The sequence below is a fragment of the Rhodoferax sp. SPJ21 genome (assembly GCF_058216335.1).
The window spans coordinates 341,877-354,546 of the sequence record NZ_JBYZMO010000001.1 but is presented as its reverse complement, the minus strand read 5'-3'; the positions used below and the strand labels follow the sequence as shown (position 1 = coordinate 354,546).

The 12,670-nt window shown below is 52.6% G+C and carries 12 protein-coding genes; 11 read left to right on the top strand and 1 reads right to left on the bottom strand.

Going from position 1 to position 12,670, the window contains the following annotated elements; genetic code table 11:
• From nuoG to AC4BBN_RS01460, 11 genes are all read left to right on the top strand, one after another.
• Entirely contained in the window at window positions 1-2,151 is a 2,151-nt protein-coding gene (nuoG, locus tag AC4BBN_RS01510) for an NADH-quinone oxidoreductase subunit NuoG (RefSeq protein ID WP_490590189.1), read from the top strand.
• Window positions 2,148-3,230, top strand: a complete 1,083-nt coding sequence (gene nuoH, locus AC4BBN_RS01505) for an NADH-quinone oxidoreductase subunit NuoH (RefSeq protein ID WP_490590188.1) — start codon at window positions 2,148-2,150, stop codon at window positions 3,228-3,230. Before nuoG ends, nuoH begins: the two co-directional genes overlap by 4 nt.
• Window positions 3,231-3,242: 12 nt before the next feature.
• Window positions 3,243-3,755 carry an NADH-quinone oxidoreductase subunit NuoI gene (gene nuoI / locus AC4BBN_RS01500; protein WP_490590187.1) on the top strand — a complete coding sequence of 171 codons (513 nt, stop codon included), beginning with the start codon at window positions 3,243-3,245 and terminating at the stop codon, window positions 3,753-3,755.
• 48 nt (window positions 3,756-3,803) lie between these two features.
• Window positions 3,804-4,466, top strand: a complete 663-nt coding sequence (locus AC4BBN_RS01495) for an NADH-quinone oxidoreductase subunit J (protein ID WP_490590186.1) — start codon at window positions 3,804-3,806, stop codon at window positions 4,464-4,466.
• Window positions 4,463-4,771: an NADH-quinone oxidoreductase subunit NuoK gene (gene nuoK / locus AC4BBN_RS01490; RefSeq protein ID WP_490590185.1), complete on the top strand. Its 309-nt coding sequence runs from the start codon at window positions 4,463-4,465 to the stop codon at window positions 4,769-4,771. The genes AC4BBN_RS01495 and nuoK overlap by 4 nt, the downstream gene beginning before the upstream one ends.
• A gap of 6 nt (window positions 4,772-4,777) precedes the next feature.
• Window positions 4,778-6,838, top strand: coding sequence for an NADH-quinone oxidoreductase subunit L (gene nuoL, locus AC4BBN_RS01485; protein WP_490590184.1), 2,061 nt, complete (start codon window positions 4,778-4,780; stop codon window positions 6,836-6,838).
• Window positions 6,839-6,850: 12 nt separating this feature from the next.
• Window positions 6,851-8,323 (top strand): NADH-quinone oxidoreductase subunit M, encoded by a 1,473-nt coding sequence (locus AC4BBN_RS01480; protein ID WP_490590183.1) that lies wholly within the window; start codon window positions 6,851-6,853, stop codon window positions 8,321-8,323.
• Between the two features lie 25 nt (window positions 8,324-8,348).
• Window positions 8,349-9,836, top strand: coding sequence for an NADH-quinone oxidoreductase subunit NuoN (nuoN, locus tag AC4BBN_RS01475; RefSeq protein ID WP_490590182.1), 1,488 nt, complete (start codon window positions 8,349-8,351; stop codon window positions 9,834-9,836).
• Between the two features lie 37 nt (window positions 9,837-9,873).
• Window positions 9,874-10,176, top strand: coding sequence for a DUF2818 family protein (locus AC4BBN_RS01470; protein WP_490590181.1), 303 nt, complete (start codon window positions 9,874-9,876; stop codon window positions 10,174-10,176).
• Window positions 10,177-10,250: 74 nt separating this feature from the next.
• A complete protein-coding gene (locus AC4BBN_RS01465) occupies window positions 10,251-10,850 on the top strand; it encodes an NUDIX domain-containing protein (protein WP_490590180.1) in 600 nt (199 codons plus the stop codon).
• Window positions 10,851-10,856: 6 nt separating this feature from the next.
• Entirely contained in the window at window positions 10,857-11,324 is a 468-nt protein-coding gene (locus AC4BBN_RS01460) for a DUF1178 family protein (RefSeq protein ID WP_490590179.1), read from the top strand.
• 36 nt (window positions 11,325-11,360) lie between these two features.
• Here AC4BBN_RS01460 and AC4BBN_RS01455 read toward each other — a convergent pair whose 3' ends face one another.
• Complete coding sequence (locus AC4BBN_RS01455; protein ID WP_490590178.1) at window positions 11,361-12,668, bottom strand: Glu/Leu/Phe/Val family dehydrogenase; 1,308 nt, start codon at window positions 12,666-12,668, stop codon at window positions 11,361-11,363.
• Between the last annotated feature and the right edge of the window lie 2 nt (window positions 12,669-12,670).

Sequence of the window (12,670 nt, the reverse complement as noted above, 5' to 3'; positions counted from 1 at the left end):
ATGGTAGAAATCGAGCTCGACGGCAAAAAGGTGGAAATTGTCGAAGGCAGTATGGTTATGCATGCTGCTGAAAAGGCGGGGACCTACATCCCGCATTTTTGTTACCACAAGAAGTTAAGCATTGCGGCCAACTGCCGTATGTGCTTGGTAGATGTAGAAAAGGCACCTAAGCCTATGCCTGCATGTGCTACGCCAGTCACCCAAGGCATGATTGTCCGCACGAAAAGCGAGAAGGCAATTAAGGCCCAGCAATCTGTGATGGAGTTTCTGCTAATTAACCATCCTTTGGATTGCCCGATTTGCGATCAAGGTGGTGAATGCCAGTTGCAAGATTTGGCCGTGGGTTATGGAGGCTCTTCCTCACGCTATGAGGAAGAAAAGCGCGTTGTTTTCCACAAGGATGTGGGCCCTTTGATCTCCATGGAGGAGATGAGCCGCTGCATACATTGCACACGTTGCGTGCGTTTTGGCCAAGAAGTCGCAGGTGTGATGGAGCTGGGAATGATCCATCGGGGTGAACACTCCGAGATTACGACAGTGCTGGGCGAGACCGTGGATTCAGAGTTGTCGGGCAATATGATCGATATTTGTCCTGTCGGTGCTTTGACTAGCAAGCCTTTCCGGTATAGCGCTCGTACCTGGGAGTTGTCGCGCCGCAAGTCTGTGAGTCCACATGACTCCACCGGCGCAAATCTCGTTGTGCAAGTCAAAAACAATAAGGTAATGCGTGTTGTTCCGCTGGAAAACGAAGAGGTCAACGAATGCTGGATTGCGGATCGCGATCGTTTTTCTTATGAGGCTTTGAACAGTGCCGAGCGGCTCACTACCCCCATGCTGAAGCAAGGAGGGGCGTGGAAGTCGGTAGACTGGCAAACCGCTCTCGAGTATGTAGCCAATGGTCTTCAACAGATCAAGGAGCAGCACGGCGCAGAATCGATCGGCGCATTGGTGAGCCCGCACAGTACTTTGGAAGAATTGGTTCTTGCTAGTGCGTTGGTACGTGGTTTGGGTAGTGAGAATATCGACTACCGCATGCGTAACTCCGAGTTCGCTCAAAAAGAAGGCGTGCGTTATTTGGGCATGTCGATTGCAAGTTTGAGTCAGTTGCAGCGTGTGCTGGTAGTAGGGTCGAATTTGCGCAAAGATCACCCTCTATTCGCACAACGTATTCGCCAGGCAGCACGTAAGGGTTGTGCGGTGAGTGCTATCAATTCTGATGTTGAGTTGGCTCAGCCCGATGCGTGGGCCATGCCTTTGGCTAATTCTGCGCTCGTGCCTGTTGCGCAATGGGTCCAGGCATTGGCTGATGTGGCGGTTGCTATCGCAGCGGAAAAGGGTGTTGCTGCGCCCGCGAACGGTGAGGCAACTGTTGTCGCGGTTGCTATAGCCAAGTCTCTGCTGGGTGGTGATAGAAAAGCTGTTTTGCTGGGTAATGCCGCAGCACATCACGCCAAGGCATCCAGTCTTCTCTCTCTGGCGAATTGGATTGCCGATCAGACGGGGGGCTCAGTTGGTTATTTGACAGAAGCAGCCAATACGGTGGGCGCGCAATTGGTTAATGCTCTTCCCGGTCAAGGTGGATTGAATGCCAAGGCCATGCTTGATGGTGCTTTAAAAGCAGTTCTGCTTTTGAACACGGAGCCGGAATTTGATTCTGCTGCCAATGCCAATGCCAATGCTGCCTCGGCATTCGCTAGATCTGAAATGGTGGTAACACTCAGTCCTTTCAAGGCCAATCTGGCGTTCAGCGATGTGCTCCTGCCGATTGCCCCGTTCTCTGAGACAGCAGGTACTTTCGTGAATGCCGAGGGGCGAGTTCAAGGTTTCCACGCCGTAGTGCGTCCTTTGGCCGAGACCCGTCCAGGATGGAAGGTTTTGCGTGTATTGGCGAACTTATTAAAGGTACCTGGTTTTGATTTCGAGTCGTCTCAGGATGTATTGGCTACAACTGGTTTGCATGGGGTGACCATTGTTTCTGCAGATATGCTAAGCAATAAAACCCAGGCGAACGTTGATGTGAGCTCTGCAAATGTAGCTATTCCAACCGTCGCAAGCCTCTATCAATTGGACGGTATTGTGCGTCGCGCTACATCGTTGCAGCTCACGATGGATGCTCGTCGCGCTTCCAGTGTGAATGAGGTAGCGGCATGATCGATTCGATATTCAGTTTTGGTCTGGGCCTTATTGGCGCGAGTTGGTGGACAGCTGGTGTGTGGCCTGTCATTTGGACGCTTATCAAAATCGTCGTAGTATTGCTGCCTCTTATGGGTTGCGTGGCTTACTTGACTTTGTGGGAACGTAAGGCAATTGGTTGGACCCAAATTCGTATTGGCCCCAATCGCGTTGGTCCTTTGGGCTTGCTGCAGCCGATAGCAGATGCGCTGAAGCTGCTGACCAAGGAAATCATTCTTCCTACGGTAGCGAATAAGGGCCTGTTTTTCCTGGGGCCAATCATGACCATCATGCCTGCATTGGCTGCGTGGGCGGTGATTCCATTTGGGCCTGAAGTTGCTCTCTCCAATATCAATGCAGGCTTACTATTTTTGATGGCAATTACGTCGCTGGAGGTGTACGGCGTCATTATTGCTGGCTGGGCATCCAATTCCAAGTACGCGTTTTTAGGTGCCCTGCGTGCTTCAGCGCAGATGGTGAGCTATGAGATTGCCATGGGTTTCTGTTTCGTTATTGTGTTGATGGTGTCTGGCAGCTTGAACATGACCGACATTGTGTTGGGGCAGGCTAAGGGTATGTTTGCAGATAAGGGTCTGACATTCCTCTCCTGGAATTGGTTGCCTTTGTTGCCGGTATTTGTTGTCTATTTTATTTCTGGTTTGGCGGAGACTAATCGACACCCTTTCGACGTGGTGGAGGGCGAGTCCGAAATTGTTGCTGGTCATATGGTGGAGTATTCTGGGATGAGCTTTGCCATGTTTTTCTTGGCTGAATACGCCAACATGTGGCTGGTTTCTATTCTGACCGTCATCATGTTTTTGGGTGGTTGGCTATCTCCAGTCGATGGGGTTTTGTTTAATCTTATTCCTGGCTGGATTTGGTTGGGTCTGAAGACATTTGCGGTTGTCACCATGTTCCTATGGGTCCGCGCCAGCTTCCCTCGGTTCCGATATGACCAAATCATGCGCTTGGGTTGGAAGATTTTTATACCAATTACTTTGGTTTGGTTGGTTGTGGTGGGTGCATGGATGCAAACGCCGTTAAATATCTGGAAGTAAAGAGAGTCATTCATGTCTTCTACATTGGCTGCTCCTGCCTTTTCACTGAAAGATTTCCTGTCCAGTTTTATGCTGGTGGAGCTTTTTAAAGGTTTGGCCCTTACGGGAAAGCATGCGTTTAGGCGCAAGATCACGGTGCAATTTCCAGAGGAAAAGACGCCGATATCGCCACGCTTTCGCGGGCTGCATGCCCTGCGCCGTTATGAAAATGGTGAAGAGCGTTGCATCGCCTGCAAGTTGTGTGAGGCAGTGTGTCCCGCAATGGCTATCACGATTGAGTCGGATGTACGAGCTGATGGCTCGCGCCGTACCAGTCGTTATGACATTGACTTGACCAAGTGCATTTTTTGTGGCTTTTGTGAAGAGAGCTGCCCTGTGGATTCAATCGTTGAAACCCATGTTTTTGAGTATCACGGTGAGAAGCGTGGTGATCTGTATTTCACCAAAGATATGTTGCTGGCTGTTGGTGATCGGTATGAGAAAGAAATCGCAGCCGCCCGTGCTGCCGATGCTAAATACCGTTGATATCCACTGATCGCAATCCTTTTGATCCTATAAAACAAGAATCGATCCATGGACGTTAAGACCGGCCTTTTCTACTTTTTCTCGGCGGTGCTGTTGTTCGCTGGGTTTCGCGTCATTACGTCGCGTAACCCTGTGTACGCGGCGCTTTACCTCGTATTGGCATTTTTCCAGGCTGCGGCGATTTGGATTTTGCTCAAAGCTGAGTTTCTAGCCATAGCCTTGGTGTTGGTGTATGTCGGCGCTGTGATGGTGCTGTTTCTGTTTGTCGTGATGATGTTGGACATCAATATCGATTCCATGCGTCAAGGGTTTTGGAAACATTTTCCATTTGCCGCGGCTATTGGCGCTTTGATTGCGTTGGAGATGGCTGCGGTGCTGATGGGGGGATTCCGTTTAACGGAGGAGACTCGCAATTCTGCTGCGCTAGTGCCTGCATTACCTCAGTTTTCTAACACCAAAGAGTTGGGGAAGCTGTTATATACCGAGTACTTATATCCCTTAGAAATAGCTGCGGTTATTTTGCTGGTGGCGATAGTGGCTGCTATTGCACTGACCTTGCGCCAGCGCAAGGATAGTAAGCATGCTAGCCCATCTGATCAGGTTCGAGTGAAGGCGCGTGATCGCGTAGAAATTATCAAGATGAAGGTGACGCAGCCTATTCAAGTCGAGGCGGCGGCGGCCGTTGTTGCTGGCGTGGAGAAAAAATTATGACGTTAACGCTAGGCCACTTCTTGTCGCTCGGAGCAATTTTGTTCGCCCTGTCGGTTATCGGCATCTTTCTAAATCGAAAGAACCTTATCGTTTTGTTGATGGCAATTGAGCTAATGCTTTTGGCTGTCAACATGAACTTCGTGGCTTTTTCGTACTATCTGAATGATATGCGTGGGCAGATATTTGTGTTTTTTATCCTGACGGTGGCTGCTGCTGAATCGGCTATTGGTCTGGCTATTCTGGTGCTTCTTTTCCGTAACAAGTCCAATATCAATGTGGATGAACTCAATGCGCTCAAGGGTTAATAAGAAATGACTCAAACCCTTACCGCTTCTACTCTTCTTGCAGTTCCGCTGGCCCCACTCGCTGGAGCACTTCTGGCAGGTGTTTTTGGTACCGCATTTGGTGGTAATTTAATTGGTCGCCGCACTAGCCATAGTCTGACGATTTTGGGTGTATTTGTGGCCTTCATCTTGTCGGCTATGACGCTCAAAAGCGTTATTCTGGATGGAGCCCGGTTTAGTGAAACCCTCTACACATGGATGGTGGTTGGTGGGTTACGCATGGAGGTCGGGTTTCTCGTCGATGGGTTGACGGCCATGATGATGTGTGTCGTGACTTTTGTGTCTCTCATGGTCCACATTTATACCATCGGGTACATGGAGGAGGATGAGGGCTACAACCGGTTTTTTGCCTACATCTCATTGTTCACGTTCTCTATGTTGATGTTGGTGATGAGCAATAACATGCTTCAGCTCTTCTTTGGCTGGGAAGCTGTGGGCTTGGTGTCCTATTTGTTGATTGGTTTCTGGTTCAACCGGCCGACCGCTATTTTTGCCAATATGAAGGCATTTTTGGTGAATCGTGTTGGTGACTTCGGCTTCATCCTCGGCATTGGTTTGATTGCTGCTTACGCAGGTACTTTGAATTATGCCGAGGCTTTTGGGAAGGCTGAGGAGTTGAGTAAGTTAGTGTTCCCTGGTACCGAGTGGATGCTGGTTACCGTCATCTGCATTTGCTTGTTTATTGGTGCAATGGGTAAGTCTGCTCAGTTTCCTTTGCATGTTTGGTTGCCGGACTCGATGGAAGGCCCGACCCCGATTTCCGCGCTCATTCATGCGGCGACCATGGTTACGGCTGGTATTTTCATGGTTGCTCGTATGTCTCCATTGTTCGAGTTGAGCGATACCGCGCTGAACTTCATCATGGTGATTGGCGCTATCACAGCTCTGTTTATGGGGTTCCTTGGCATCATTCAGAACGACATCAAACGAGTTGTTGCCTATTCAACGTTGTCCCAGCTTGGCTATATGACTGTCGCCCTGGGCGCTTCGGCTTATTCTGTTGCCGTCTTCCATTTGATGACCCATGCTTTCTTCAAAGCGCTGCTGTTTTTGGCGGCTGGCTCGGTCATCATGGGGGTTCACCACAATCAGGATATTCGCTGGATGGGTGGCCTGCGTCGTTACATGCCAATTACCTGGATTACCTCTTTGCTGGGCTCCTTGGCTCTAATCGGAACACCATTATTTTCCGGCTTCTACTCCAAGGACAGCATCATTGAAGCTGTGCAAGAGAGCCATTTGCCCGCAGCAGGTTTCGCTTCGTTTGCTGTGTTGGCCGGAGTGTTTGTGACTGCGTTTTATTCTTTCCGTCTCTACTTCCTGGTCTTCCACGGTAAAGAACGTTTTGACCAAAACCCAGATGCACATCATGGACACCATGATGATCACGCTGACCACCACGGTCACCATGAGGTGCATACGCCCCATGAATCTCCTTGGGTTGTGACTCTGCCCTTGGTCCTGCTGGCAATTCCCTCGGTTATTTTGGGATGGATGACGATTGATCCGATGTTGTTCGGCGATTTCTTCAAAGGCGCAATTTTTGTGGACGCGGAGCGTCATTCCGCCATGGAGGAGTTGGCCAAAGGTTTCCATGGTCCTATGGCCATGGCCGTGCACGCGCTGACTTCCTTGCCTTTCATATTGGCATTGTCTGGTGTGGTAGTCGCTTATTACATGTATATGGTGAACCCTGCTGTGCCTGCAGCTATCAAGCGTGCTTGCCAGCCAGTTTATACATTGCTTGAAAACAAGTACTACCTGGATTGGTTTAATGAAAACGTATTGGCTCGTGGTGCACGTTTGTTAGGCTCATTGCTGTGGAAGGTTGGTGACCGCGTGATCATCGATGGGGCTGTTGTCAATGGTTCCTGGAAAATTGTGGGCTGGGTATCCGGGTTGGTACGTTGGGTACAAACTGGTTTTATTTACCACTATGCCTTTGCCATGATTGCCGGTGTGTTTGTACTGATGACATATTTCGTCTGGCACGATCAGTTTATGGCTTTGGTCCGGCTCGTCAAATAAGGGAAAAGAAAAATGGGACTGTTGAGCCTAGCTATTTGGATACCTATATTCTTTGGCGTTGTACTGTTGGCCTTGGGGCGTGATGAGCATGCTAGGGCGGTGCGCTGGATTGCACTGATTGGGGCCTTGTTGAGTTTTCTAGTGACATTGCCTATCTACCAAGGTTTTCAACTTGGTACTTCGGCGATGCAGTTCGTAGAGAAGGCAAGCTGGATTGAGCGTTTTAACGTCTTCTATCACCTGGGCGTAGATGGTATTTCGGTTTGGTTTGTTATCTTGACTGCGTTTATCAACGTGGTTGTGGTTATCGCCGGATGGGAAGTTATTACCCGACGCGTCAACCAGTACATGGGCGCCTTCATGATCCTTAGCGGATTGATGATCGGCGTGTTTTGTGCTCTCGACGGGATTTTGTTCTACGTCTTTTTTGAAGCTACTCTGATTCCGATGTACTTGATCATTGGCATCTGGGGTGGTCCCAACAAGATATATGCCGCCTTCAAGTTTTTCCTCTACACCTTGCTTGGCTCGTTGCTGATGCTCGTGGCGTTGATTTTCTTGTACGTCAAATCTGGCGGCAGCTTCGACATCGCTACGTGGCACCAGCTGCCTCTGGATAGCCATACGCAGACCCTGTTGTTCTTTGCTTTTCTCGCAGCATTTGCTGTCAAGGTTCCTATGTGGCCGGTGCATACCTGGTTGCCGGATGTGCACGTGGAAGCTCCTACCGGCGGTTCTGCCGTCCTGGCTGCAATCATGTTGAAGTTGGGTGCTTACGGGTTCTTGCGGTTTTCGCTTCCGATTGCTCCGGATGCGGCCCATGAATGGGCTTGGTTGCTGATTGCTTTGTCCTTGGTCGCCGTCATTTACGTGGGCTTGGTAGCGATGGTGCAGCAGGACATGAAGAAGCTTGTTGCTTATTCGTCCGTTGCCCACATGGGTTTTGTGACTTTGGGTTTCTTCATATTTAATGACTTGGGTATTTCTGGCGCTTTGGTGCAGATGATTGCGCACGGTTTCGTGTCTGCTGCAATGTTCTTATCCATTGGCGTGCTATACGACCGCGTGCATTCTCGTGAAATCGCCAGCTATGGCGGTGTGATCAACACCATGCCCAAGTTTGCTGCGTTTGCATTGTTGTTTGCGATGGCCAATTGCGGTTTACCGGGCACGGCAGGCTTTGTTGGCGAATGGATGGTGATTTTGGGTGCTATCAAGTTCAATTTCTGGATAGGTTTTGGTGCAGCTACCGCACTGATTTTTGGTGCTGCATATACCTTGTGGATGTTTAAGCGGGTGTACTTGGGGCCCGTGGCCAATGACGATGTCAAGGAGCTTACGGATATCAATGCCCGCGAGTTTTTGATGTTGGCTCTGTTGGCGATTGCTGTTCTCGCCATGGGTCTTTATCCCAAGCCGTTTACCGATGTGATGGACGCTTCGGTTGCGGATTTGATCAAGCATGTTGCGATTTCCAAGTTGTAAGCACCACTGAATTGAGAACGATAAGATGATTGACACAATCAGTTGGATTACGGTTTATCCAGAGATAATTTTGTTGGCGATGACCTGCGTTATTGCTTTGGTAGACCTGGGTGTAAAAAGCCCCCGGAGAACCGGAACCTATATCTTGACGATGGCCACGCTGGCATTCGTTGCGTTCCTGCAGGGTTCTTACGCTAGCGGCAATACCACGCTCTACGGTTTTGGCAATATGGTGGTCAGCGACCCCATGGGGAATTGGCTGAAGTGCTTTGCGACGGTGGCCGTCATGGTGACCTTGGTGTACGGTCGTCCTTATGCTGCGGACCGCGACATGCTGCGTGGTGGCGAAATGTTCACCCTGAGTCTGTTTGCGCTGTTGGGCATGTCGGTGATGATTTCCGGCAATAACTTCTTGGTCATTTATATGGGCCTGGAGCTGTTGACCTTGTCCAGTTATGCGCTGGTGGCCTTGCGCCGCGACAACGCAACGGCTAGCGAAGCCGCCATGAAGTACTTTGTGCTGGGCGCGCTGGCATCTGGCTTCTTACTGTACGGCTTGTCCATGATGTATGGCGCTACAGGAACATTGGAAGTGGGCCAGGCATTTAAGGTGATTGCTTCCGGGCAAGTCAAGCACCAGGTGCTGGTGTTTGGTCTGGTGTTTGTGGTGGCCGGTCTGGCATTCAAGCTAGGTGTTGTGCCTTTCCACATGTGGATTCCAGACGTTTACCAGGGGGCGCCTACGGCTGTGACCTTGATGGTCGGCGGTGCGCCCAAATTGGCTGCTTTCGGTATCGTGATCCGTTTGTTGGTAGAGGGCATGCTGCCTTTGGCTATTGATTGGCAGCAGATGCTGGTGGTGTTGTCTATTGGCTCTCTGCTGGTGGGTAACTTGGCTGCTGTGGCCCAGACTAATTTGAAGCGGATGTTGGCGTATTCCACCATCTCCCAAATGGGCTTTGTATTGCTGGGTTTGTTGTCCGGCGTGGTGAATGGCGACACCTTGTCTGCTGCGAATGCCTACAGCTCGTCGATGTTCTATGTAGTGAGCTACGTGTTGACCACCTTGGCTGGCTTCGGTGTGATCTTGTTGCTGGCCCGCGAAGGCTTTGAAAGCGAAGAGATCTCTGATTTGGCCGGCTTGAACGAGCGTAGCCCTCTGTATGCCGCCGTGATGGCCATCTGCCTGTTCTCTATGGCTGGTATTCCGCCTATGGTCGGCTTCTACGCCAAGCTGTCGGTGCTGCAAGCCCTTATCGCTTCTGGCTACACCGGCTATATCGCTTTGGCTATTTTTGCTGTGATCATGTCTTTGATTGGTGCGTTCTACTACTTGCGCGTGGTGAAGGTGATGTACTTTGATGCACCCATTACCGCCAGCACGGTATCCGCGCCGCTGGACGTACGTGCTGTACTGACTCTGAATGGTGCGTTGGTTCTGTTGCTTGGCCTAGCTCCCGGCGGTTTGATGGCTTTGTGCGCACGCTCCATCGTGTTGACACTGGGCACCTAAGTAGCTTGGACGCTTCCTATGCTGGTTGGATATTGAATTGACCCAAACGGTATCTGTTTGGCTGGTATTGTTGGCCGCACTGTGTGCGGCCAACTTGCCTTTTGTGAGCCAACGGTTGTTTGGTTTTATCTCCGCGCCCCAGGGTAAATCATTAGGTGTTCGCCTAGGCGAGCTATTCCTTCTCTATGTGCTGGTGGGCGGGTTGGGCTTGTTTTTGGAGAACCATTCCGGACAAGTTGCTCCCCAGGGCTGGGAGTTCTACGCCATCACTGGTACGCTATTTTTGACCCTGGCATTTCCGGGATTTGTCTACCGCTACCTGCTCAAACACAGTCGCTGAGCCACACTGTTATGACGGCTTGTTGCCTGCCGTAGCGCGTACTTGTTCTTCTCCTTTTCTGCCGCCCCCCCCTTATGCCATCCAACGACCAGCATTTGATCGAGCACAAGACCGACAGTGAGGAGTTGCTGCGCGGGCGTTTTTTGCACGCTTTCCGCGATACGGTTCGGCTGCCGGATGGCAGCAACGCAACGCGTGAATATGTGAAGCACCCGGGCGCTGTGATGGTGATCCCCATGCTGGATGATGGGCGGTTGGTGTTGGAGCGCCAGTACCGTTATCCCTTGCACCGGGTGATGGTGGAGTTTCCGGCGGGCAAGCTGGACGCAGGCGAATCCACGTTCAACTGTGCCCAGCGCGAGCTATTGGAAGAAACCGGCTACACGGCTACTGAGTGGGCCCATGCAGGTCAGTTACACCCGGTAATTGCCTATTCCACCGAGTTCATTGACATCTGGTTTGCGCGCGGGCTGAGCCTTGGTGAGCGCAAGCTGGACGCGGGCGAGTTTCTCGATGTTTTCACGGCGAGCTTGCCTGAGCTCTTGCAATGGTGCCGCGATGGTCTGGTCACAGACGGCAAAACGCTGACCGCTGCGCTGTGGCTGCAGAATGTTGCATCGGGTGCATGGTCTTTGGACTGGCAGACTGCCGATGCGTTGGTGGCTGCTGGCTGAGTTCGTATGAAGGTTCTGGATCTTCAGTGCGCGCATCGACACAGCTTTGAAGGCTGGTTTGGCTCAGAGGACGAATTCCAGAGCCAACTTGCGCGTGGCCTCGTGGAGTGCCCTATGTGCGGCGACACCCACATAACGAAGATGCTGAGTGCGCCTCGTTTGAATCTGGGCGCAACCCAAGCTCTGACGGCTGAGCAAGCCGAGCCAGCAAAGGCTGCGGGCACCGATGTGTCTGTTCCGGCGGCCTCCGAGCCCCAAGTCGCCTGGATGAAGCTGCTGCGTCACGTGCTGGACAGCACGGAAGATGTAGGCGCCCAGTTTGCCGAAGAAGCCCGCAAAATGCACTACGGTGAGAGCGAGGCTCGCAACATTCTTGGCCAGGCCACCCCAGAGGAAACAGAGGCATTGTTGGACGAGGGCATTGACGTATTGCCCTTGCCCATCCCTGCCGGCTTCAAAGGCCGTTTGCAGTAATACCCGTGGCAGGGGCCGTTGGCCCCCGCTCCGTCATCAGGGGTACAGGCCGCGCAATTCGCGGGTGTGCAGAATGCGTTTGCATGCCACGATGAAGGTGGCGGTACGCAAGCTGACCTTGTTGTCTTGCGCCACTTGCCATACGGCAGAGAACGCCTCCTTCATGATGCGCACCAGGCGGGCGTTGATTTCGTCTTCGTCCCAGAAGAAGCTGGAGAAATCCTGCACCCATTCGAAGTAGCTCACTGTCACGCCGCCGGCGTTGGCGATCACGTCGGGCAGCACCAAAATGTTGCGTTCATGCAGGATGTCGTCCGCTTCCGGGGTGGTCGGGCCGTTGGCGCCCTCGATCACCAGGCGGGCCTGGATGCGGCCGGCATTGGCGGCCGTGATTTGCTGCTCCAGTGCGGCCGGGATCAAGATGTCGCAAGGCACTTCCCAGAACTTGTCATTGCTGATGACTTCCGCGCCTTCAAAGCCGCCTACGCTGCCGGTGGCTTGCACATACTTGAGCAGGTTAGGCACGTCCAGGCCGGCTTCGCGGTAGATGGTGCCGCCATGGTCTTGCACGGCGACCACACGGGCACCGGCTTCGGCAAACAGTTTGCCCGCCACGCCACCCACGTTACCAAAGCCCTGCACGGCTACGCGCGCGGTGGATACCTCCAAGCCGATGTGCTTGGCCGCTTCTACGCCTACGGTAAACACGCCACGGCCCGTGGCTTCACGTCGGCCCAGTGAGCCACCCAAGTCCACCGGCTTGCCGGTTACCACGCCCGTTGCAGTGGAGCCCTGGTTCATGGAATAGGTATCCATCATCCAGGCCATGATCTGCTCGTTGGTGTTTACGTCCGGCGCGGGAATATCCTTGTTCGGGCCGATGATGATGCCGATCTCGCTGGTGTAGCGGCGTGTCATGCGCTCCAGCTCGCCGCGAGACAGGGTCTTGGGGTCTACGCGGATGCCGCCCTTGGCGCCGCCGTAGGGCACGTTCACGGCCGCGTTCTTGATCGACATCCAGGCCGACAGTGCCATCACTTCGGACAAGGTCACGTCCTGGTGGAAGCGCACGCCGCCCTTGCCTGGGCCGCGCGAGGTGTTGTGCTGCACGCGGTAGCCTTCAAAATGGCGCACCGTGCCGTCGTCCATATGGATCGGCACATCTACTACCAGAATACGCTTGGGGCGCTTCAGGGTTTCAACCCAGCGCGCCAGGTTGCCCAGATAGGGCTCCACCCTGTCAACCTGCTTGAGAAAGATGCCCCACGGGCCCAGATGGTCGGCGTTCAGGTAAGAGGGCAGCGAGTGCACGGTCGGCGCCGTGGTGGACGGTACTTGCAACATGA

Excerpts from the sequence above, each read along its gene's own strand:
- nuoG (WP_490590189.1), top strand. The coding sequence starts at position 1 with ATGGTAGAAATCGAGCTCGACGGCAAAAAGGTGGAAATTGTCGAAGGC.
- nuoH (WP_490590188.1), top strand. The coding sequence starts at position 2,148 with ATGATCGATTCGATATTCAGTTTTGGTCTGGGCCTTATTGGCGCGAGT.
- nuoI (WP_490590187.1), top strand. The coding sequence starts at position 3,243 with ATGTCTTCTACATTGGCTGCTCCTGCCTTTTCACTGAAAGATTTCCTG.
- AC4BBN_RS01495 (WP_490590186.1), top strand. The coding sequence starts at position 3,804 with ATGGACGTTAAGACCGGCCTTTTCTACTTTTTCTCGGCGGTGCTGTTG.
- nuoK (WP_490590185.1), top strand. The coding sequence starts at position 4,463 with ATGACGTTAACGCTAGGCCACTTCTTGTCGCTCGGAGCAATTTTGTTC.
- nuoL (WP_490590184.1), top strand. The coding sequence starts at position 4,778 with ATGACTCAAACCCTTACCGCTTCTACTCTTCTTGCAGTTCCGCTGGCC.
- AC4BBN_RS01480 (WP_490590183.1), top strand. The coding sequence starts at position 6,851 with ATGGGACTGTTGAGCCTAGCTATTTGGATACCTATATTCTTTGGCGTT.
- nuoN (WP_490590182.1), top strand. The coding sequence starts at position 8,349 with ATGATTGACACAATCAGTTGGATTACGGTTTATCCAGAGATAATTTTG.
- AC4BBN_RS01465 (WP_490590180.1), top strand. The coding sequence starts at position 10,251 with ATGCCATCCAACGACCAGCATTTGATCGAGCACAAGACCGACAGTGAG.
- AC4BBN_RS01460 (WP_490590179.1), top strand. The coding sequence starts at position 10,857 with ATGAAGGTTCTGGATCTTCAGTGCGCGCATCGACACAGCTTTGAAGGC.
- AC4BBN_RS01455 (WP_490590178.1), bottom strand. The coding sequence starts at position 12,668 with ATGTTGCAAGTACCGTCCACCACGGCGCCGACCGTGCACTCGCTGCCC.